At 71.0% G+C, this 20,430-nt stretch carries 16 protein-coding genes; 10 read left to right on the top strand and 6 right to left on the bottom strand.

Going from position 1 to position 20,430, the window contains the following annotated elements:
* The first annotated feature begins 22 nt into the window (after positions 1–22).
* The 5 genes from RM609_RS20180 (at position 23) to RM609_RS20160 (ending at position 5,695) form a co-directional block, all read left to right on the top strand.
* The gene (locus tag RM609_RS20180) at positions 23–1,375 is read left to right on the top strand and encodes a carotenoid oxygenase family protein (RefSeq protein WP_311612771.1); all 1,353 of its coding nucleotides are present in this window, start codon (positions 23–25) and stop codon (positions 1,373–1,375) included.
* Positions 1,376–1,975: 600 nt separating this feature from the next.
* A complete protein-coding gene (locus tag RM609_RS20175) occupies positions 1,976–2,719 on the top strand; it encodes a vWA domain-containing protein (protein ID WP_311612999.1) in 744 nt (247 codons plus the stop codon).
* Between the two features lie 401 nt (positions 2,720–3,120).
* A complete protein-coding gene (locus RM609_RS20170) occupies positions 3,121–3,357 on the top strand; it encodes a DUF7848 domain-containing protein (RefSeq protein ID WP_311612769.1) in 237 nt (78 codons plus the stop codon).
* Positions 3,358–3,484: 127 nt separating this feature from the next.
* On the top strand, positions 3,485–5,203 hold the full coding sequence (metG, locus tag RM609_RS20165; protein WP_311612768.1) for a methionine--tRNA ligase: 1,719 nt from the start codon (positions 3,485–3,487) through the stop codon (positions 5,201–5,203).
* A 123-nt stretch (positions 5,204–5,326) separates the two neighbouring features.
* Positions 5,327–5,695: a DNA-binding response regulator gene (locus RM609_RS20160; RefSeq protein ID WP_311612767.1), complete on the top strand. Its 369-nt coding sequence runs from the start codon at positions 5,327–5,329 to the stop codon at positions 5,693–5,695.
* A gap of 81 nt (positions 5,696–5,776) precedes the next feature.
* Here RM609_RS20160 and aspS read toward each other — a convergent pair whose 3' ends face one another.
* Complete coding sequence (aspS, locus tag RM609_RS20155; protein WP_311612766.1) at positions 5,777–7,546, bottom strand: aspartate--tRNA ligase; 1,770 nt, start codon at positions 7,544–7,546, stop codon at positions 5,777–5,779.
* A 129-nt stretch (positions 7,547–7,675) separates the two neighbouring features.
* Here aspS and RM609_RS20150 point away from each other — a divergent pair, with 129 nt between their 5' ends.
* On the top strand, positions 7,676–9,808 hold the full coding sequence (locus RM609_RS20150) for an ATP-binding SpoIIE family protein phosphatase (protein ID WP_311612764.1): 2,133 nt from the start codon (positions 7,676–7,678) through the stop codon (positions 9,806–9,808).
* A gap of 7 nt (positions 9,809–9,815) precedes the next feature.
* Here the strand turns inward: RM609_RS20150 and RM609_RS20145 are convergent, their stop codons facing one another.
* On the bottom strand, positions 9,816–10,850 hold the full coding sequence (locus tag RM609_RS20145; RefSeq protein ID WP_311612763.1) for a DUF2278 family protein: 1,035 nt from the start codon (positions 10,848–10,850) through the stop codon (positions 9,816–9,818).
* Positions 10,851–10,969: 119 nt separating this feature from the next.
* Positions 10,970–11,920: a pirin family protein gene (locus tag RM609_RS20140; protein WP_311612761.1), complete on the bottom strand. Its 951-nt coding sequence runs from the start codon at positions 11,918–11,920 to the stop codon at positions 10,970–10,972.
* 93 nt (positions 11,921–12,013) lie between these two features.
* Between RM609_RS20140 and RM609_RS20135 the strand changes: the two genes are divergently transcribed.
* The gene (locus tag RM609_RS20135; protein WP_311612759.1) at positions 12,014–12,940 is read left to right on the top strand and encodes a trypsin-like serine peptidase; all 927 of its coding nucleotides are present in this window, start codon (positions 12,014–12,016) and stop codon (positions 12,938–12,940) included.
* An 18-nt stretch (positions 12,941–12,958) separates the two neighbouring features.
* On the opposite strand, the gene RM609_RS20130 is transcribed toward RM609_RS20135, so the two are convergent.
* On the bottom strand, positions 12,959–13,411 hold the full coding sequence (locus tag RM609_RS20130; protein WP_126914970.1) for an SseB family protein: 453 nt from the start codon (positions 13,409–13,411) through the stop codon (positions 12,959–12,961).
* A gap of 141 nt (positions 13,412–13,552) precedes the next feature.
* Here RM609_RS20130 and RM609_RS20125 point away from each other — a divergent pair, with 141 nt between their 5' ends.
* The 3 genes from RM609_RS20125 to RM609_RS20115 all read left to right on the top strand — a co-directional run bounded on the left by RM609_RS20125 (position 13,553) and on the right by RM609_RS20115 (position 17,516).
* Entirely contained in the window at positions 13,553–15,382 is a 1,830-nt protein-coding gene (locus tag RM609_RS20125; protein ID WP_311612757.1) for an acyl-CoA dehydrogenase, read from the top strand.
* Positions 15,383–15,490: 108 nt separating this feature from the next.
* Complete coding sequence (locus tag RM609_RS20120; RefSeq protein ID WP_311612756.1) at positions 15,491–16,783, top strand: M18 family aminopeptidase; 1,293 nt, start codon at positions 15,491–15,493, stop codon at positions 16,781–16,783.
* 106 nt (positions 16,784–16,889) lie between these two features.
* Complete coding sequence (locus tag RM609_RS20115; RefSeq protein ID WP_311612755.1) at positions 16,890–17,516, top strand: DUF4232 domain-containing protein; 627 nt, start codon at positions 16,890–16,892, stop codon at positions 17,514–17,516.
* A gap of 58 nt (positions 17,517–17,574) precedes the next feature.
* Here RM609_RS20115 and RM609_RS20110 read toward each other — a convergent pair whose 3' ends face one another.
* Both RM609_RS20110 and RM609_RS20105 read right to left on the bottom strand, forming a co-directional pair.
* Positions 17,575–19,386, bottom strand: a complete 1,812-nt coding sequence (locus RM609_RS20110) for an NHL domain-containing thioredoxin family protein (protein ID WP_311612754.1) — start codon at positions 19,384–19,386, stop codon at positions 17,575–17,577.
* 83 nt (positions 19,387–19,469) lie between these two features.
* Complete coding sequence (locus RM609_RS20105; RefSeq protein ID WP_311612753.1) at positions 19,470–20,261, bottom strand: carbon-nitrogen family hydrolase; 792 nt, start codon at positions 20,259–20,261, stop codon at positions 19,470–19,472.
* Positions 20,262–20,430 lie beyond the last annotated feature (169 nt).

Here is a 20,430-nt window from a genome sequence, read left to right as displayed (position 1 = left end):
GGGCGGGTGGAGGTGGGGCGGCATGAACCGGAATCCGGACGCCGAGGAGCGCAATCCGTACCTCGGGGGGTTCTACGCCCCCGTGACGGACGAGACGACCGCCTTCGACCTGCCCGTGACGGGACGGCTGCCCGAGTCGCTGCGCGGCCGCTATCTGCGCAACGGCCCCAACCCCGTGCACGTCGCCGACCCGGCCGGCTACCACTGGTTCGGCGGCGAGGGCATGATCCACGGCGTCCGGCTCCGCGACGGCCGCGCCGAGTGGTACCGCAACCGCTGGGTGCGCTCCGACGCCGTCGCCGGGCAGCTCGGTGAGAAGCTGCTGCACGGGCGGCGCCACCGGGGCCTGGACTTCGCGCCCAACACCCATGTCCAGTCCTTCGCCGGGCACTGTCTCGCCCTCGTCGAGGGCGGGGCGCTCCCCTACGAGCTGGACCCCGAGCTCCATACGATCGGCCCGTTCGACTTCCACGGCACCCTGCCGGGCGGCTTCTCCGCCCACCCGGTGACCGACCCGCGCTCCGGCGAGCTCCACGCGGTGGCGTACTGCCTGGACTGGCCGTATGTGCAGTACGTCGTCGCCGGGCGGAACGGCTGTGTGCGCCGGCACGTCGAGATCCCCGTCGCCGGCTCCCCGATGATGCACGCCTTCTCGCTCACCGAACGGTACGTGCTGCTGTACGACCTGCCGGTGGTCTTCGGGCGGGACCCGCGCGACGGCGGCCCCTATCCGCGCTGGGATCCGTACCGGCCGGCCCGGCTCGGGGTCCTGCCGCGCGACGGCGGGGTGGCGGAGACGCGCTGGCTGGAGACCGAGCCGTGCTTCGTCTTCCACCCCATGAACGCGTACCAGCGCGCCGACGGCCTGATCACCGTCCATCTCGTCGTCTACGAACGGTACTTCGACCATCACCGGCCGCTGCCCGGCGAGCGCCTCGCCCACCTGGAGCGCTGGACCGTCGACCCCGCCGCGGGCACCGTGCGCCGACTCCCGCTGGACGACCGGCCGGTGGAGTACCCCCGCGTCGACCCCCGGCGGCTGACCGTCCACCACCGCTTCGGCTACGTCATGCGAGAGCGCGCGGCAGGACGGGACACCGCACTCATCAAATATGACCTGGAGCGCGGTACGAGCGAGGAGTTCGAGGTGGCGGCGGGCGGCGACGTGGGCGAGGGCGTGTTCGTCCCGGCCGCGCCCGGGGCGGCGGAGGACGAGGGATGGGTGCTGGCGTACGCGTACGACCCGGAACGCGGGGCAGGCGAACTGGTGGTGCTGGCGGCCCAGGACTTCACGGCCGGCCCCGTGGCCCGGGTGCACCTCCCGGTACGGGTGCCGCTGGGTTTCCACGGGAGCTGGATCCCGGACTGTCCATGACCGGACCGCCCGTGACCGGACTGTCCATGACCGGACCGCTCATGACACACGCCACGGCGTGTCGGGTGTGAACGTACTGGACCGGACTTGACAGCTAGCCTTACGTAGTCGTCAAGCATGCGGACTTTTACGAGCAGTACGGACATAAACCTCCTCTCCTCCACCCCCCTCCACCCCCGGCATCACTCGCACCCCGAGACACACGAAGGGCATCTCCCCATGGGCATTCGGAGTCTGCTGCGGAACGCGTTCGGCCGCGCCAAGGCCGCCGGACGCGACGAACCGAGCCTCCCCCAGCAGAACGCGGGCCCCGACCACACAGCGAACGCCGTGTCCGTTCCGGCCCAGCCGACCGCCGAGACCGCCGACCGCGTCGGCACGACCGTCCCCGACCTCGGCTCGACCGTTCCCGACCCCGGCCCGCTCGGCCCCATCCCCACCCCCGGCCCCGCCAAGCCCGAGCCGGTCCCCGAGCCCGAGCCGTCGCCGACCCCGATGCCGAAGCCCAAGCCCATCCCCGAGCCGGACCCGGTGCCCCGGCCGGACCCCCACCCCGTGCCCGAGCCGGCGCCCGGCCCGGACCCGGAGCCCGCTCCCGCGATGACGGCGGAGCCCGGCACGGTAGGGGCTGCCATCAGCCTGGAAAAGGTCGAGGAGAGCGCGCCCGGCCTCGTCAGCCTCTACAAGTCGGCGGGCGTATCGCTGCGGAAGCAGGGCCTGGCGGACCAACGCGCGGCGGTCTACCTGGTCCTGGACCGCTCGGGCTCCATGCGCCGCTACTACAAGGACGGCTCCGTCCAGCACCTCGCCGAGCAGGCGCTGGGCCTGGCGGCCCACCTCGACGACGACGGCGTCGTCCCCGTCGTCTTCTTCTCCACGGACGTCGACGGCACGGCCGAGATCGACCTCGGCAACCACCAGGGCCGGATCCAGGAACTCCACGAGTCCTACGGCCACATGGGCCGCACCAACTACCACTGGGCCATCGAGGCCGTCATCACGCACTACAAGGCGTCCGGCGCGACCGACCCCGCGTTCGTCATCTTCCAGACCGACGGCGCGCCCTACAGCAAGCCCGCCGCGGAGAAGGCGCTGTGCGAGGCTGCCGAGCTGCCGATCTTCTGGCAGTTCGTGGGCTTCGGCGACCCCGAGGCCAAGGGCTTCGACTTCCTGCGCCGTCTCGACGACCTGCCCGTGCCGGAGCGCCGGGTGGTCGACAACGCCGGCTTCTTCCACGCCGGTCTCGAACCGCGGCTGGTGACGGACGACGAGCTCTACAAGGAGCTCATGGTCGAGTTCCCCGAATGGCTGGTGGAAGCACGCGCCGCCGGAATCGTCCGCTAGCCCGCCCGTCCGCGCCGACGCGCCCGGCGGGACGCCCGGCCGGCAGGCCGACGACCACCCGGAGGCCGCCCCCCACGTTGGGGGCGGCCTCCGACGTGTCACCCCACGCCCTCTTGATCCCCGCGTCACTCTCCGCAACCATTCAATAACCGATCAGGCGACGCGTGAGTGGGCATGGATAGAGGCGTGAGCGATGAAATTCCCTGTGGGACGTACGCCGTCGACACCCGGACCGGGCGGCTCGGCGAAGTGATGGACCACCATGCCGGTCACGTACAGCTACGACCGCCGCGCGGCGGTCTGGAATGGAACTGCCCGCCCGAGCACGCGCGGCCGGCGACGGAGAGCGAGGCCGGTCCACCCGGGGGCGGCGGCGAGGGGCATGGAGAGGGGGCACGGTCGTGACGGCGCGGACGGTCTTCCTCTTCGGTACATGGACGCTCGCGCCGGATCAGGAGCCGGACGCCGAGCCGATCATGTACGCGATGGAGTGCTCCGTGTGCGGGGCGGGCTCGGAGTCGAGCGAGGACGCGGCGGTGGGGCAGCGGTGGACGTTCCAGCACGTGGGGCGGAACCCTTCCCACCACACCTTCCGGGAGTCGATCACCCGGCCGTGGCGGGCCTGGATGCAGCCGTGAGCGGGAGGAACGCGCGGGCTTCCGACATTGACACAGCCGTCATAAAAGCAGCGCGGCCCCCCTCTGGCGCTCGGATACGCTAAAGGTGCACAAGCCTTTGACACACAGCGACCAGGGAGCAGCCGCAATGGCTCGACACCTCATCACCAGCGCCCTTCCGTACATCAACGGGATCAAGCACCTGGGCAACATGGTGGGGTCCATGCTCCCGGCCGATGTGTACGCGCGCTTCCTGCGGCAGACCGGCCGCGAGGCCCTGTACATCTGCGCCACCGACGAGCACGGCACGCCCGCCGAGCTGGCGGCCAAGGAGGCGGGGCTGCCCGTCGACACCTTCTGCGCCCAGCAGCACGACGCGCAGAAGGCGATCTACGACGGCTTCGGGCTGTCCTTCGACTACTTCGGCCGCAGCTCCTCGCCGGAGAACCGCGAGATCACCCAGCACTTCGCGCGCCGGCTCCAGGAGAACGGGTTCATCGAGGAGCGGTCGATCCGCCAGGTCTACTCCCTGGCCGACGGCCGTTTCCTCCCCGACCGCTACATCGTCGGCACCTGCCCGCACTGCGGCTACGACAAGGCGCGCGGCGACCAGTGCGAGAACTGCACCCGTGTCCTCGACCCCACCGACCTGATCGACGCCCGCTCGGCCATCAGCGGCAGCAGCGACCTGGAGGTGCGCGAGACCAAGCACCTCTTCCTCCTCCAGTCGAAGCTCCAGGGCGAGGTCGAGGCCTGGATCGAGGAGCACGGCAAGGACTGGCCGGTGCTGGCGTCCTCCATCGCCCGCAAGTGGCTGACCGAGGGCCTCAACGACCGCGCCATCACCCGGGACCTGGACTGGGGCGTCCCGGTCCCGGCGGACACCTGGCCGGAGCTGGCCGCCGAGGGCAAGGTCTTCTACGTCTGGTTCGACGCGCCCGTCGAGTACATCGGCGCCACCAAGGAGTGGGCGCAGGCGGACCCGGAGAACCGCGACTGGAAGTCCTGGTGGTACGAGGCCGAGGACGTCCGCTACACCCAGTTCATGGCCAAGGACAACGTCCCGTTCCACACGGTGATGTTCCCCGCCACCGAGCTGGGCACCCGTGAGCCCTGGAAGAAGGTCGACTACGTCAAGGCCTTCAACTGGCTGACGTACTACGGCGGCAAGTTCTCCACCTCCCAGAAGCGCGGCATCTTCACCGACGCCGCCCTTGAGGTGCTCCCCGCCGACTACTGGCGCTACTTCCTGATCGCGAACGCCCCGGAGTCCGACGACTCGTCCTTCACCTGGGAGCACTTCGCCGCGACGGTCAACAAGGACCTCGCCGACACCCTGGGCAACTTCGTCAACCGCGTCCTGTCCTTCTCCCGCAAGCGGTTCGGCGACGAGGTCCCGGCCGGTCTGGAGGAGGGCGAGGCCGAGGCGCAGCTGGGCCACCAGATCGCCGAGCTGCTCGCGGAGTACGAGCGGCACATGGAGGAGCTCCAGTTCCGCAAGGCCGCGCAGGCGCTGCGCGCCCTGTGGAGCGCGGGCAACTCCTACCTGGAGACCAAGGCCCCCTGGCTGGAGATCAAGACCAACCCCGAGGGCGCCGCGCTGACGCTGCGTACGGCGATGAACCTCATCCACCTGTACGCGATCGTCTCCGAGCCCTTCATCCCGGCCTCGGCGGCCGCCATGCACTCGGCCTTCCAGCTGGAGGGTGACAACGCCACCTGGGTCACGCAGGACGAGGCCCGCTCGCTGACCTTCGTCCCGGCGGGCACCGCGTTCACCGTGCCGCCGGTGCTCTTCGCGAAGATCACCGAGGACGACCTGGCGGCGTACCGCGAGCGCTTCGGCGGCGGCGAGAACGCCGTCTGAATCTGACGGACACCGGCTGACGGAGGCCCGGAACCGCTCTCGCGGTGCCGGGCCTCCGTGCGCTATACGCGCGTTGATCGTTCGACAATCGTTCGTTCAGCCCGCTCCGGGAGGCTTCACCATGTGTTCGAGAAGTCCATCACCGTAAACGTTCATTCCGCCGACGAGATCGGCCGGCACCGGATCGTCCGGCAGCTCCGGTCGCTCCCCGGTGTCGACGTCGTCAGCAAGGCGCCGGCGGTCGACATCCTGCTGATGGGGCGGTACGACACCGACGCCCCGGAGAAGCTGCGCAGACTGGCCCGGGCCGGGGACGCGCCCCTTGTGGTGATCGCCGACGAGCTCGGCGAGACCGAGCTGATGGCCGTGTCGGAGTACGGCGTGCGCTCCGTCCTGTGGGGGGAGCGGCTCACTCCGGGCCGGTTGTCGCGGGCGGTGCACCAGGCGGCGGGCTGCTGCCCCAGAGAGCCGATATCCGCCGCCCTGGTCTGACCACCGCCGCGAGACAGCGAAACGCCGCAGGGCGGGCTCGATGTCGAGCCCGCCCTGCGGCGTTCGCGGAAGCGGAAGGTGTTACTTCACCTGGGTCTGCGGCTTGCGGATCGACAGGTGGAGCTCCTTCAGGCGGGACTCGTCGACCTCGCTCGGGGCGCCCATCAGGAGGTCCTGGGCGTTGCCGTTGAGCGGGAAGGCGATGGTCTCGCGGATGTTCGGCTCGTCGGCCAGCAGCATCACGATGCGGTCGATGCCCGGGGCGATGCCGCCGTGCGGCGGGGCGCCGAACTTGAAGGCGCGCAGCATGCCGCCGAACTCCTGCTCGACCTCCTCGTTGCTGTAACCGGCGATCTCGAAGGCCTTGTACATGACCTCGGGCTCGTGGTTACGGATGGCGCCGGAGGACAGCTCGGTGCCGTTGCAGACGATGTCGTACTGCCAGGCCAGGATGTCCAGCGGGTCCATCGTGTTCAGCGCCTCCAGGCCGCCCTGGGGCATGGAGAACGGGTTGTGGGAGAACTCGATCTTGCCGGTCTCCTCGTCCTTCTCGAACATCGGGAAGTCGACGATCCAGCAGAACCGGAAGACGTTCTCCTCGAACTGGCCGGCGCGCTTGGCGGCCTCGACGCGCACGGCGCCCATGATCTTGGAGACCTCGTCGAACTCGCCGGCGCCGAAGAAGACGGCGTGGCCCGGGGTGAGGCCGAGGCGCTCGACGAGGGCCTTGACGTTCTCCGCGGTGAGGAACTTGGCGATCGGGCCGGTGAGGACGTCGCCCTCGCCGACGCGGACCCAGGCCAGGCCCTTCGCGCCCTGCTCGACCGCGTAGTCGCCGAGGCCGTCGAAGAACTTGCGCGTCTGGTCCTGGACGTCCGGCACGGCCAGGGCGCGGACGTGCTTGCCCGCGAAGGCCTTGAACTCCGAGCCCTCGAAGACGTCCGAGACGTCGACGAGCTCCAGCTTGGCGCGCAGGTCCGGCTTGTCGGAGCCGTACTTCAGCATCGCCTGGCGGAACGGGATGCGCGGGAAGGGCGAGGTGACGTGGCGGCCGTTGCCGAACTCCTCGAAGAGGTCGGTCATGACCTTCTCGATCACCTGGAAGACGTCCTCCTGCTCGACGAAGGACATCTCCATGTCGAGCTGGTAGAACTCGCCCGGCGAGCGGTCGGCGCGGGCGTCCTCGTCGCGGAAGCAGGGCGCGATCTGGAAGTAGCGGTCGAAGCCCGCGATCATCAGCAGCTGCTTGAACTGCTGGGGAGCCTGCGGCAGCGCGTAGAACTTGCCGGCGTGCAGCCGGGACGGCACCAGGAAGTCGCGCGCGCCCTCGGGGGAGGTGGCGGACAGGATCGGGGTGGCCATCTCGTTGAAGCCGAGGTTCGTCATCTTCTCGCGGATGGAGGAGATGACGGCGGAGCGCAGCATGATGTTGCTGTGCATGCGCTCGCGGCGCAGGTCGAGGAAGCGGTACTCCAGACGGCGCTCCTCGTTCACCCCGTCCTCGGCGTTGATGGTGAAGGGGATCTGGTCGGCGGCGCCCAGCACCTCGATCTCGGTGACCTCGACCTCGACCTCGCCGGTGGGCAGCTCGGGGTTGACGTTCTCCGCGCCACGGCTGGTGACCTTGCCGTCCACGCGGACGACGGTCTCCTTGGTGAGGTGGCTCAGGGCCTCGTTCGCCTGGGTGCCGGGGCGGGCCACCAGCTGGGTGATGCCGTGGTGGTCACGGAGATCGATGAAGAGGATGCCGCCCAGGTCGCGCCGATTGTGCAGCCAGCCACTCAGACGGACGTCGGTGTCGACGTCAGCCGCACGGAGCTCGCCGCAGTTGTGGGACCGGTACCGATGCATCGTTCATCCAAGTCGTGGTCGAGGGCGTTGGTCTAAGGTGCGCCGCACAGTGCATACAGCACCAAGCAAGGGTACTGCCCCACCCGGCATCGGTGGTCTCCCCTGTGCATACCTGCATAAGGTGGGGCAATGCGCACCGAGGACGTCCTGGCCACCGTGGCGACCGGCCTGTGGTGCTGGGACAACGCCGCCGGAGCCGTCACCCTCGACGCCGAGGCCAGGCGACTGCTGGCGCTGGCCGAGCACGCCCCGCTGACCGAGGGTGCCATCCGCGCCCGCTTCCACGCCGTCGACTGGCTGGAGTTCCGCAGCGTCCTCGCCCTCTCCGGGGCCGAGGGGTCCCTCGGCGAGCTGCGGATGCGCGTGGTGGACGACCAGGGAGAGACGCTACGCACCGTACGGCTGCGCGCCAAGCCGGCCCGGGGCGGCAGCGACTACGTGATGGTCGGCACCGTCGAGGAGATCGCCGAGGCCATGGAGGGCACCTCGACGGCCCGGATGCCCATCGTCGCCGACTGGCACCGCAACCGCGAGGCGTTCCTGCTCGACGCCGGCCGGGCACTGGCCGAGGCGCACTCGACGTCCGAGGTGCTGCGGGTGGCGGCCGGGCTGTCGATGCCGGGGTTCGAGCCGTCGGGGCTGGCGGTCTTCGTCGGCGAGGCCGGCCGGGTGCGGGTGATCGGCCACCACGGCTACGCGCCGGGCGAGGCGGACCCGTTCCTCGACCAGCCGCTGGACTCGGCCTACCCCGCCGCCGAGGTCATCCGCACCGGCCGCGCCGTCTATCTGCCCACGCCCGACGACTACCGGCGGCGCTTCCCCGAGGCCTATCGCAAGGTGGCCCACTTCGGCCGCACCTCCTGGGCCTTCCTCCCGCTGATCAACGCGGGCCGCACCATCGGCGCCTGGATGGCCGGCTTCGGCGTCCCCGTCGCCTTCACCCCCGACGAGCGCTCGGTGCTCACCACCGTCGCCCGGATGCTCGCCCAGGCGCTCGGCCGGGCCAGTGTCACCGAGTCCGAGCGCGAGCTCAGCGTGGGCCTCCAGCGCTCGATGCTCCCCACCGTCCAGCCCGACATCCCGGGCATGGCCGTGGCCGCCCGCTATGTGCCCACCGGCGGCGGCCTGGAGGTCGGCGGCGACTGGTACGACATGATCCCGCTGCCCAACGGCAAGATCGCCCTGGTCATCGGCGACGTCCAGGGCCATGACGTGAAGGCCGCCGGGCTCATGGGCCAGCTGCGGATCGCGCTGCGCGCGTACGCCTCCGAGGGCCACCACCCCGACGCGGTGCTCTCCCGCGCCTCCCGCTTCCTGGCCGGCATCAACGGCACCGGCGACACGGGCGACGAGCAGCGCTTCGCCACCTGCCTCTACATCGAGGTGTGTCCCTCCAGCGGACTGCTGGTGATCGCGCGGGCCGGCCACCCCGACCCGGCGATCCGGCTCAGCGACGGCACCCTGCTGGTACGGCCCACGGCGGGCGGGCTGCCGCTGGGGATCATCCCCGACACGGACTACCCCACCACCCGGATCGTCCTGGAGCCCGGCGAGACCATGCTCGTCTTCACCGACGGGCTCATCGAGACCGGCGGCCACGACCTGGAGTCCGGCATGGCCCGGCTGCGGCAGACCGTCGAGGGCCACGCCCTGGACGCGGACGGCGACCTGGAGAAGCTCGCCGACGCGCTCGTCCAGGCCGTCCACGGGCCGCCCTCGCACTACACGACCGGGCCGCTCATCGACCGCCGCGAGGACGACATCGCCCTGCTGCTGCTCCGCCGCACGGTCCCGGCCGCCGTACTGGAGGGCGCGGCGCCGGGGGCGCTGCCGCATCCGCCGCGCCGCACGGTGATGACCATCGCCCAGGCCGAGCCGGAGCGGATCGCGCAGGCCCGGCAGCAGATCCGCGAGCTCATGCACGACTGGCCGGATCCGGACCAGACCGACTCGGCGGTGCTGATGGTCTCCGAGATGGTGACGAACGTCCTCGTCCACACGGACGGCGACGCGCTGCTGATCGCCGAGATATCGGGCGAGCGCGGCACCCGCTGCATCCGGGTCGACGTCGCGGACTCCAGCGACGAGCTGCCCCACCGCCGGCACCCCGGGGAGATGGCCTCCTCGGGCCGCGGCCTGGTGCTGATGGAGCTGCTGGCGGGGGCCTGGGGCGTCGACCCCCGGGGCGAGGGCAAGAACATCTGGTTCGAGCTGTACGAGGCCGCCGCCGGCGTGGAGGCGCAGTTCGAAGGCGTGACGTAGGCGGGGTTCAGAACGTCGTCGTCCACCCGGCCCCACGGACCTGATCGCGGGTGTAGGCGACGCCGTGCACCTTGAAACCCGCCGGATCGATCAGGGTGACCGCTCCCCCCTCCGGGCCGAGCCGGAATCCGTTGCCTCCCGCGACGGTGACGGTCGTCCCGGAGGCGAGGGATTCCGTGGGGAGCGGGCGGAGGTGTCCCCGGCCGTCGGCGAGCCGCCAGCCGCCCATGTCGACGGGGTCGGGAGAGGCGTTGAGCAGCGTGACGGACTCGGCGCCCTGCCCCGGGCGCGCCGGGCCGACGCGGGCGGCCACGATGCGCAAGGGGGCCGCGCGTTCCCCGGCCGGCAGCGGCGCGCCGTCCGCTGTGCGCAGGGTGTGCCCCGTGGTGTCGTCGGTGTGCCACGCCTGCGACTGGAAGGCCAGGAAGACCCCCACCCAGCGGTCCTCCGCGGTCACGTGGAACAGCAGCCCGCCGTCCTGCCAGACGCCGTCGTCGGGGACGAACGGCTCGACGTTGCCCTGGTTCATATGGATGTCGTGGACGCCGATGACGGCGGGGCCGCTCGCCGCGGACCGGAACCGGAAGACCCTGGAGAGGAGGGAGCGGTGGGGCCCGAAGCCCTGGCCGAAGGCGTAGACGGCCACCGTGGGGTCGGCGATGGCGCGCTCGGCGTAGTGGTCCAGGAAGTCGGAGAGGTCGTTGTCCATGCCGGGGCGGTCCGGCGGCAGCGGGCGCATCCGGGTGTGATCGAAGAGATTGCCGCGGACGAAGTCGAGGGCGCCCGAGCCCGCCTGCGAGGCGAGCGGGGTCCAGCCGCTGCCCGCAGGCGGCAGGAGCTGTGTCACCGGGTGACGGAAGTCGTCGTCCGCCAGGAACAGCAGCTCGGACGGGGCCACTTTGGACAGGACGTTCACGGGCACCTGGTAGGAGGCGCCGGCGTTGTCCTTGAGGAAGAGCTGGTAGTGCGGCGTCTGGGTGCCACCCTCCCGATGTCGGTCGGTGGCACGAGCCGCCAGTACGCCATAGGGCCTGATCGGCATGACCGGGCCTCCGTTTCTGGAGGATTCCGCTGGTAACACCCACCCCCATTTCCACCCTGCGCCCGCCGGAACCCCGGCACCACTCGACTGGCGCCGGGGTTCCCGGACGTGGGGTCCGCTCAGACCGCCGGGACTGTCCCCAGCCGGCCGGCCCGGAAGTCCTCGAAGGCCTGGGCGAGCTCGGCGTCGGAGTTCATCACGAACGGGCCGTAGTGCCGCATCGGCTCACGGATCGGCTGCCCGCCCAGCAGGACCACCTCGAAGTTCGGGCTGCGCGACTCCTGGCTCGCGTCCGCCCGGAGGGTGAGCGCGTCCCCGTCGCCGAAGACCACGGTCTGGCCCGTGCGGAACGGCCGTCCCTCCGCGCCCGCGGTGCCGCGGCCGGCGAGGCCGTAGGCCAGGGCGTTGAAGTCCGGGCGCCAGGGCAGGGTGAGCTCGGCGCCGGGGCTGAGGGAGATGTGGGTCATCGTGATGGGCGTGTGGGTGATCCCCGGCCCCCGGTGGCCGTCGATCTCGCCCGCGATCACACGGATCACCGCCCCGCCGTCGGCGGAGGTGAGCAGCGTGACCTTGCCGCCGCCGATGTCCTGGTAGCGGGGCGGCATCATCTTGTCCTTCTTCGGCAGGTTCACCCACAGCTGGAGGCCGTGGAAGAGCCCGCCGCTGACGACCAGCGACTCCGGCGGCGCCTCGATGTGCAGCAGCCCCGACCCGGCGGTCATCCACTGGGTGTCGCCGTCGCTGATCGTTCCGCCGCCCCCGTGGGAGTCACGGTGCACAAACGTTCCGTCGATCAGGTAGGTGACGGTCTCGAAGCCGCGGTGAGGGTGCCACGGGGTGCCCTTGGGCTCGCCCGGGGCGTATTCCACCTCGCCCATCTGGTCCATCATGATGAACGGGTCCAGGTAGCGGTAGTCGATCCCCGCGAAGGCCCGGCGGACGGGGAAGCCCTCCCCCTCGAAGCCGCCGGGGGCGGTGCCGACGTACAGCACCGGGCGCCGCGCCACGTCCCCGGCGGGTGTGGCCACACGGGGCAGGGTCAGCGGGTTCTCTACGGTCACGGCGGGCATGGCTGCCTCCTCGGCTGGGGTGCGGTTCCAAGTTAGTTGAATAGTGAACCACTGGCAAGGAGCGTTCATTCCCGGAAGAGGGACACTTGATCAATGCGCCCGACTCACGCCGCTCTCGTCACCGCCGCAGCGCTGGCCCTCGTCGCCCTGGGGCTCTTTGTGGCGACCAGCGGTCCGGCCGCGGACGCGCCGCTGGCCACCGGCGACGCGACCGGGCACTACAGACAGTCGAAGGCGGCGGCCGACGAGGCGGCGAAGGCGCTGAAGGACGTCGTGCGCGTCGCCCGGCAGGCCGCGCCCGCCCCGCTGAACGCCCCGCCGCAGGCCGGCCCCGCCGAGGCCGCCCCGGAGTCCCCCGCGCAGCCGCCGTCCGCCGCCGAGGCGGGCCCCTCCTCCGCCGTGGGGCCGCTGTTCTACACCGCCGAGAGCGAACCGGCCCACGGCTGCACCGCGAGCGTGGTGCACAGCCCGGCGGGCGACCTGGTCGTCACCGCCGCGCACTGCGTGTACATGGACGGCTTCCGCACCGACCTCGCCTTCGTCCCGGGCTACAAGGACGGCACGGCTCCCTACGGGGTGTGGGTGCCGACCTCCATCGACGTCGACCCGGAGTGGGCGGCGGACCGGGACCCGGACCACGACGTGGCGTTCCTGCGCGTCCGCCCGGCGGAGGGCGGCTCCCCCGTCGAGCGGGTGACGGGGGCGGAGCGGGTGCGCTTCGACCCGCCGCGCGAGCGGCTCACCCAGGTGCTGGGCTACCCGAACGACGACGAGCGGCCCGTGTCCTGCCGGAACTCGACGGAGGGCGAGGGCGACACCCAGCTGCGCTTCGACTGCGAGGGCCTGCCGAACGGGACGAGCGGCAGCCCGTTCCTCACGGACGTGGACCCGGGGACGGGGCTGGGGACGCTGGTCGGTGTCCTCGGCGGGAAGGACGAGGGCGGCGACGAGGAGACGTCGTACGCGTCGTACTTCGGGCCCGCCGTCAAGCGGCTGTACGAGCGCGCGACGCGCGCGTAGGCCTCAGCCCCGCACGCCTCAGCCGTACATCCGCCGCATCGCGAAGTCGACCATCTGCTCCACCGACTTCGCGTCGAAGACCATGCGGTGGTCGCCCTCCATGTCGAGGACGAAGCCGTAGCCGGTCGGCAGCAGGTCCAGGACCTCGGCGCCGGTGATGACGAAGTACTTGGACTCCTTGCCCGCGTACCGCCGCAGCTCCTTCAGCGAGGTGAACATCGGGATCACCGGCTGCTGGGTGTTGTGCAGCGCCAGGAAGCCGGGGTTCTCGCCGCGCGGGCAGTAGACCTTGGAGTTCGAGAAGACCGTCTGGAAGTCCTCGGCGGACATCTGGCCCGTGGTGAAGGCCCGTACCGCGTCGGCGAGCGACGGGGGCGACGGCTCGGGGTACAGCGGCTGCTCGCCGTAGCCCCCGGGCTGCTGCGGGGGCGCGTAGCCCTGCTGTGCCGCGTTCTGGTCGTAGCCGTACATGACTCCAAAGCCTAGAGGGTCGTACGGGTCACAGTTGGCCGATCAGGTCTTGCTTCTTATTACCGGTGGGTAGCATCATGCTGCTTACTGACCGGTACGCACAGAGGATCGTCCCTCCCGTCCCTTACGGAGCCGTCTGTCATGGGCCACTACAAGTCGAATCTTCGCGACATCGAGTTCAACCTCTTCGAGGTCCTCGGCCGCGACAAGGCGTACGGCTCCGGCCCGTTCGCGGAGATGGACGTCGAGACCGCGAAGAGCGTCCTGTCGGAGATCACCCGGCTGTCGGAGAACGAGCTGGCGGAGTCCTTCGCGGACACCGACCGCAACCCTCCGGTCTTCGACCCGGAGACCAACACGGCCCCGATCCCGGCCTCTTTCAAGAAGAGCTACAAGGCGTTCATGGACGCCGAGTGGTGGCGCCTGGGCATCCAGGAGGAGATCGGCGGCACCACCGCGCCGCGCTCCCTGATCTGGGCGTACGCGGAGGCGATCCTCGGCTCCAACCCCGCCATCTGGATGTACTCCTCGGGCCCCGCGTTCGCGGGCATCCTCTTCGACGAGGGCACCGAGCAGCAGAAGCACATCGCGAAGATCGCGGTGGAGAAGCAGTGGGGCTCCACCATGGTCCTCACCGAGCCGGACGCCGGCTCGGACGTGGGCGCCGGCCGCACCAAGGCCGTCCAGCAGGAGGACGGCTCCTGGCACATCGAGGGCGTCAAGCGCTTCATCACCTCGGGTGAGCACGACATGGCGGAGAACATCCTCCACTACGTTCTCGCCCGCCCCGAGGGCGCCGGCCCCGGCACCAAGGGCCTCTCCCTCTTCCTCGTGCCGAAGTACGAGTTCGACTTCGAGACCGGCGAGCTGGGCGAGCGCAACGGCGTCTACGCCACCAACGTCGAGCACAAGATGGGCCTGAAGGCCTCCAACACCTGCGAGATGACCTTCGGCGACAAGCACCCCGCCAAGGGCTGGCTCATCGGTGACAAGCACGACGGCATCCGCCAGATGTTCATGATCATCGAGTTCGCCCGGATGATGGTCGGCACGAAGGCCATCGCCACCCTCTCCACCGGCTACCTCAACGCGCTGGAGTACGCCAAGGAGCGCGTGCAGGGCACGGACCTGGCGAACTTCATGGACAAGTCCGCGCCCAAGGTCACCATCACCCACCACCCCGACGTGCGCCGCTCGCTGATGACCCAGAAGGCGTACGCGGAGGGCATGCGCGCCCTCGTCCTCTACACCGCGACCGTCCAGGACGAGATCGCCGTCAAGGAGGCCGCGGGCGAGGACGCCAAGGCCCTCCACGGCCTCAACGACCTGCTGCTGCCCATCGTCAAGGGCTACGGCTCGGAGAAGTCCTACGAGCTGCTCTCCCACGAGTCGCTCCAGACCTTCGGCGGCTCCGGGTACCTCCAGGAGTACCCGATCGAGCAGTACATCCGGGACGCCAAGATCGACACCCTCTACGAGGGCACCACCGCCATCCAGGGCCAGGACTTCTTCTTCCGGAAGATCGTCCGTGACCAGGGCCAGGCGCTCACCACCCTCTCCGAGGAGATCAAGAAGTTCCTCGCCGAGGCCGCCGGCGGCGAGGAGCTCGCCGACGCCCGCGAGAAGCTCGCCACGGCCGCGGTGGACCTGGAGGGCATCGTCGGCGCCATGCTGACCGACCTCGCCGCCACCGAGAAGGACGTCAAGTCCATCTACAAGGTGGGCCTGAACACCACCCGCCTGCTGATGGCCTCCGGTGACGTCGTCGTCGCCTACCTCCTCCTCAAGGGCGCGGCCGTGGCGGCCGAGAAGCTGCCGAACGCCTCGACCAAGGACAAGTCGTTCTACGAGGGCAAGATCGCCGCGGCGAAGTTCTTCGCCCACACGGTCCTGCCGGCGCTGGCCGTCGAGCGCACGCTCGCCGAGTCCGTCGACCAGTCCCTGATGGAGCTGGACGAGGCCGCCTTCTAGGACTCGTCCACGGCCCTCGCGGGCCGTTCCTCCCGCATCGTCAAAGGGCAGGTGCCGGGCGCCCGAAAGGGCCGCCCGGCGCTTGCCCTGATCCTTATCCTGAGGCTTATGAGCTCTGCGCACCGCTTCGACCGCGGCCACACCGACGACCTGATGTCCTTCCTCGCGGCCAGCCCCTCGCCGTACCACGCGGTGGCCAACACCGCCGAGCGGCTGGAGAAGGCCGGTTTCCGCGAGGTCGTGGAGACCGACGCCTGGGACGGTCGCACCGGCGGGATGTACGTGCGCCGCGGCGGCGCCGTCATCGCCTGGTACGTGCCCGAAGGGGCCACCGCCGCCACCCCGTTCCGCGTCATCGGCGCGCACACCGACTCCCCCAACCTGCGGATCAAGCCCCTGCCCGACACGTCCTCGCACGGCTGGCGGCAGGTGGCCGTCGAGCTCTACGGCGGCACGCTGCTCAACACCTGGCTCGACCGCGACCTCGGCCTCTCCGGCCGGATCACCCTGCGCGACGGCAGCCACCGGCTCGTCAACGTCGACCGGCCGCTCATGCGCGTCCCCCAGCTCGCCATCCACCTCGACCGCGGGGTCAACCAGGACGGCCTCAAGCTCGACAAGCAGCGCCACATGACCCCCATCTGGGGCCTCGGCGAGGTGGGCCAGGGCGATCTGATCCGCTTCGTCGCCGAGGAGACCGGCGTCGCGGCCGATGAGATCGGCGGCTGGGACCTGATGCTGCACAGTGTCGAGGCGCCCGCCTACCTCGGCCGTGACAGCGAGCTGCTGGCCGGCCCGCGCATGGACAATCTGCTGTCCGTGCACGCCGGCATCGCCGCTCTCGTCGCCGCGTCCTCCTCCGCGAGCCTGCCGTACATCCCCGTGCTGGCCGCCTTCGACCACGAGGAGAACGGCAGCCAGTCCGACACCGGCGCCGAGGGCCCGCTGCTCGGAAACGTCCTGGAGCGCTCGGTCTTCGCCCGCGGCGGTACGTTCGAGGACCGGGCCCGCGCCTTCGCCGGCACCATCTGTCTGTCCTCCGACACCGGCCACGCCGTGCACCCCAACTACTCCGAGCGTCACGACCCGGGCCACCACCCGATGCCCAACGGCGGCCCGATCCTCAAGGTCAACGTCAACCAGCGCTACGCCACCGACGGCGCCGGACGGGCCGTCTTCGCCGCCGCCTGCGAGCGGGCCGGGGTGCCGTGGCAGCACTTCGTCTCCAACAACGCCGTGGCCTGCGGCACCACCATCGGCCCGATCACCGCGGCGCGGCACGGCATCTCCACGGTCGACATCGGTGTGGCGATTCTCTCGATGCACTCCGCTCGCGAGCTCTGCGGCGCCGAGGACCCCCATCTTCTCGCCGCCGCGCTGACCGCTTTCCTTGAAGGATGATCGCCGACTGATCGTTCTTGATTGATCGTTCTCGATGGCCGCTACCGAGGGCTGATATACAGCCTTCACACGTCATACGTCCGTCCCACCCCCCGGGGGAAGCACCATGACCACCCGCACCCTGCGGATCGCCGTCGCCGCGCTCACCGCCACGGCCGCCCTCACGCTCACCGCTTGTGGCGGCTCGGACGGCGAGGAGGGCAAGGCGGCCAAGGACGAGCAGGTCACGGCCGACGCCGCCACCGGTGGGAACGACGAGGGCGGGGAGACCACCTCGGACGACGAGAACGGCCAGGAGCAGGAGAAGGGCGACGCCTGCGGCCCCGGCACCGTGAAGATCGAGGCGAAGGCGGTGAAGTCGCCCGTCAACCACGTCCTGCTGGTGGCGACCAACACCTCCAAGTCGCCCTGCACCGCCTATGGCTTCCCGTTCCTGCGCTTCGACCAGGACCAGGCCACGGCGATCGCGGTCGAGGAGAGCAAGCCGAAGGGCAAAGTCACGATCGCCCCGGGCAAGTCGGCCTACGCCGGGGTGCTGGCCTCCGCCGCGGACGGCTCGGGCGGCACCGGCCGGGACGCCAAGCAGCTGTCGGTCACCTTCCAGACCCCGGGCGGCGACCCCCTCGCGGGTGACCCGTCCTCGGCGGCCGCGCCGGGCGGATCGCTGCACGTGGACGACTCGGCGCGCACGACGTACTGGGTCGACGCGGAGGACGCCGCGCTGAAGTGGTGATCCCGGTGCCCCCGGCTGACGACTGACGGCCGGGGGACACAGGGCACACCGAGCCCCGCTACGCGTCCAGCCCCGCCAGCACCAGCGGCAGCCGGTCCGCGCCGCCGGCGACCACCCGCACGGGGACGCCCCAGTCCTGCTGGTGGACATGGCACGCCGGGTACTCGTTCGCCGGGTCGTCATCGCACGACGCCGCCATCGCCGAGACGTGGAGGACGCCCTCGGTCACCCCGTCCGCGAGCCGCAGCTCACGGACGAGGTCCGTGCCCTTCCCGGCGCCCTCCGCGAGGAGCTCCGGCGGGGTGGAGCTGACCAGCAGCCGCGTCGACGGCCCGTAGCGGGTGTCGAGCTTCTGCCCGGCGGGCGCCTGGAAGACCACGTCCAGCCGCAGCGTGCCCGGGGCGATCTCCGTGGCCTCGCGCCGGGTGCGGTGGGCGACGGACTCCACCCGCACCGCCTCCTCCGGCAGCCGCAGCCGCGTCAGCCGGTGCCGGGCGGACTCGACCACGACGATGTCCTCGCCGACGAGGACGGCGTCCGAGGGTTCCCGCAGATCCGTGGCCAGCGTCGACACCTCGCCCGTCGCCGGGTCGAAGCGGCGCAGCGCGTGGTTGTAGGTGTCGGAGACGGCCACCGAGCCGTCGGGCAGGGCGGTGACGCCGAGGGGGTGCTGGAGGAGGGCCTGGGCGGCGTCGCCGTCGCGGTGGCCGAAGTCGAAGAGGCCGGCGCCCACGGCGGTGCGCACCGTGCCCTCACGGTCGATCCAGCGCAGCGCGGACGTCTCCGAGTCGGCGAGCCACAGCCGCTCGCCGTCGGCGGAGGTCGCGAGCCCGGACGGCTGGGCGAACCAGGCCTCGGCGGCGGGGCCGTCCACCAGGCCCTCGTTGGTCGTTCCGGCGGCGACCTCGACGGTGGCCGTCTCCGGGTCGTACGTCCACAGCTGGTGGACGCCCGCCATGGCGATCCAGACGCGGTCGTCGAACCAGGCGACGTCCCAGGGGGAGGAGAGGTCGACCTCGCGGGCCGGGCCGCTCGTGGGCGAGCCCTGCCACCACTGCTTCCCGGTGCCGGCGACGGTCGTCACGGTGCCGGTGGCCGGGTCGTAGGCGCGCAGCGCGTGGTTGACGGTGTCGGCGACGATCACCGTGCCGTCGGGGAGCAGGGCGAGGCCCTGGGGCTCGCTGAAGGCGGCGGTGGCGGCCGGGCCGTCGACGAGGCCGCGCTCGCCGGTGCCGATTCGGCGGACGACGGTCTCGCCGTCGGCGGCGAGCTCGACGAGCCGGTGGCGGGTGGAGTCGGAGACGAGGAAGCCGCCGTCCGGCAGCAGCAGCGCCTTGCCGGGGAAGCGCAGGTCGCCCGCGACGGGCTCGGGGGCGACATAGGGGCCGTCGCCGCGGCGGAGGGTGCCCTTGGCGGCGTGGGCGGCCTCCAGCTCCTCGACCAGCTTGGCGAGGGCGTGGGCGTGGCCCTCGCCGGCGTGCTGGGCGACGACGTAGCCCTCGGGGTCGATGACGACGAGCGTGGGCCAGGCCCGGACGGCGTACTGCTTCCAGGTGGCGAGCTCGGGGTCGTCGAGGACGGGGTGGTGGACCCCGTAGCGCTCGACGGCGTCGACGACGGCCTGATGGTCGGCCTCGTGGACGAACTTCGGGGAGTGGACGCCGATGATCACCACGGTGTCGCGGTGCTTCTCCTCGAGCTCGCGCAGCTCGTCCAGGACGTGGAGGCAGTTCACACAGCAGAACGTCCAGAAGTCGAGTATGACGATGCGGCCCCGCAGATCGGCGAGGGTGAGGGCGTTGCCGCCCGTGTTCAGCCAGCCGCCCTTTCCGATGAGTTCGGGGGCGCGGACGCGTGCGTGGGAAGCCATGTGTCCATCCAACAACATCGGGCCGGAAAGATTTCCACAGGCGCGATCGGAAAGTATTAACGTCCTATGAAGCCTGCGCAGTGCTAATTCGGCGGCGCGTTCCCCAGGACGCGGTCCTTCAGCGCCGGGAATTCCTCACGGACCGTGTCGACCCGCTTCGGGTCCAGGTCGACGGTCAGCACCTCCTCGTCCGCGCCCGCCTCCGCCAGGACCTCGCCCCAGGGGCCGACGACGATGCTGTGGCCGGCCTGCTCGACGCCCGCGTGGGTGCCCGCCGTGCCGCAGGCGAGGACGTAGCACTGGTTCTCCACGGCCCGCGCGCGGGCGAGCAGGGTCCAGTGCTCGCGGCGGCGCTCCGGCCAGCCCGCCGGGACGACGAAGAGCCGCGAGCCCGCGTCGACCAGGGCCCGGAACAGCTCGGGGAAGCGCAGGTCGTAGCAGGTCGCCAGGCCCAGCGTGGCCTGCGGGTGGGGCACCGTGACGGGTTCGGTGCCCGCGCTCATCAGGATCGCCTCGCCCTTGTCGAAGCCGAAGCGGTGGATCTTCCGGTACGTGCGGACGAGCGCGCCGTCGGGCGAGAAGACGAGGGAGGTGTTGAACAGGGCTCCGTCGGGGGCCCGTTCGACGATCGAGCCCGCGTGCAGCCAGACGCCCGCGTCCCGGGCGGCGGCCGCCATGGCCTCGGCCGTGGGGCCGTCGAGGGGCTCGGCCTCGGTGGTGAAGGACTCGAAGGCGAAGGCGCCGACGGGCCACAGCTCCGGGAGCACCACGAGATCGCTGTCGCCCAGCGACCGGACGAGTCCGGCGGCGCGCTCGCGGCGCGCGGCGACCGGTTCGAACGGATCGACTTCGAACTGGATCAGGGAAGCGCGCACAGTACCACCACTCTCCGCATGCGTCACACGAAACCTCTGCCGTGGCGACCGTCCGCAGCGTAACTTAACAAGTGAGAACCCCGACAGCCTTGCTCGCCCCGGACAGCCTTGCCCGCTCCGCAGCCCGCCGTCGCACGTCACCCGCAGCCGCACGTCACCCGCAGCCGCC

Source organism: Streptomyces hesseae (assembly GCF_031845785.1).
GTDB lineage: Bacteria > Actinomycetota > Actinomycetes > Streptomycetales > Streptomycetaceae > Streptomyces > Streptomyces hesseae.
This window is presented reverse-complemented; position numbering and strand designations above follow the sequence as displayed.

Excerpts from the sequence above, each read along its gene's own strand:
- RM609_RS20135 (WP_311612759.1), top strand. The coding sequence starts at position 12,014 with ATGCGCCCGACTCACGCCGCTCTCGTCACCGCCGCAGCGCTGGCCCTC.
- RM609_RS20145 (WP_311612763.1), bottom strand. The coding sequence starts at position 10,850 with ATGCCGATCAGGCCCTATGGCGTACTGGCGGCTCGTGCCACCGACCGA.
- RM609_RS20115 (WP_311612755.1), top strand. The coding sequence starts at position 16,890 with ATGACCACCCGCACCCTGCGGATCGCCGTCGCCGCGCTCACCGCCACG.
- RM609_RS20175 (WP_311612999.1), top strand. The coding sequence starts at position 1,976 with ATGACGGCGGAGCCCGGCACGGTAGGGGCTGCCATCAGCCTGGAAAAG.
- RM609_RS20130 (WP_126914970.1), bottom strand. The coding sequence starts at position 13,411 with ATGTACGGCTACGACCAGAACGCGGCACAGCAGGGCTACGCGCCCCCG.
- RM609_RS20125 (WP_311612757.1), top strand. The coding sequence starts at position 13,553 with ATGGGCCACTACAAGTCGAATCTTCGCGACATCGAGTTCAACCTCTTC.
- metG (WP_311612768.1), top strand. The coding sequence starts at position 3,485 with ATGGCTCGACACCTCATCACCAGCGCCCTTCCGTACATCAACGGGATC.
- RM609_RS20140 (WP_311612761.1), bottom strand. The coding sequence starts at position 11,920 with ATGCCCGCCGTGACCGTAGAGAACCCGCTGACCCTGCCCCGTGTGGCC.
- aspS (WP_311612766.1), bottom strand. The coding sequence starts at position 7,546 with ATGCATCGGTACCGGTCCCACAACTGCGGCGAGCTCCGTGCGGCTGAC.
- RM609_RS20120 (WP_311612756.1), top strand. The coding sequence starts at position 15,491 with ATGAGCTCTGCGCACCGCTTCGACCGCGGCCACACCGACGACCTGATG.
- RM609_RS20150 (WP_311612764.1), top strand. The coding sequence starts at position 7,676 with ATGCGCACCGAGGACGTCCTGGCCACCGTGGCGACCGGCCTGTGGTGC.
- RM609_RS20110 (WP_311612754.1), bottom strand. The coding sequence starts at position 19,386 with ATGGCTTCCCACGCACGCGTCCGCGCCCCCGAACTCATCGGAAAGGGC.
- RM609_RS20180 (WP_311612771.1), top strand. The coding sequence starts at position 23 with ATGAACCGGAATCCGGACGCCGAGGAGCGCAATCCGTACCTCGGGGGG.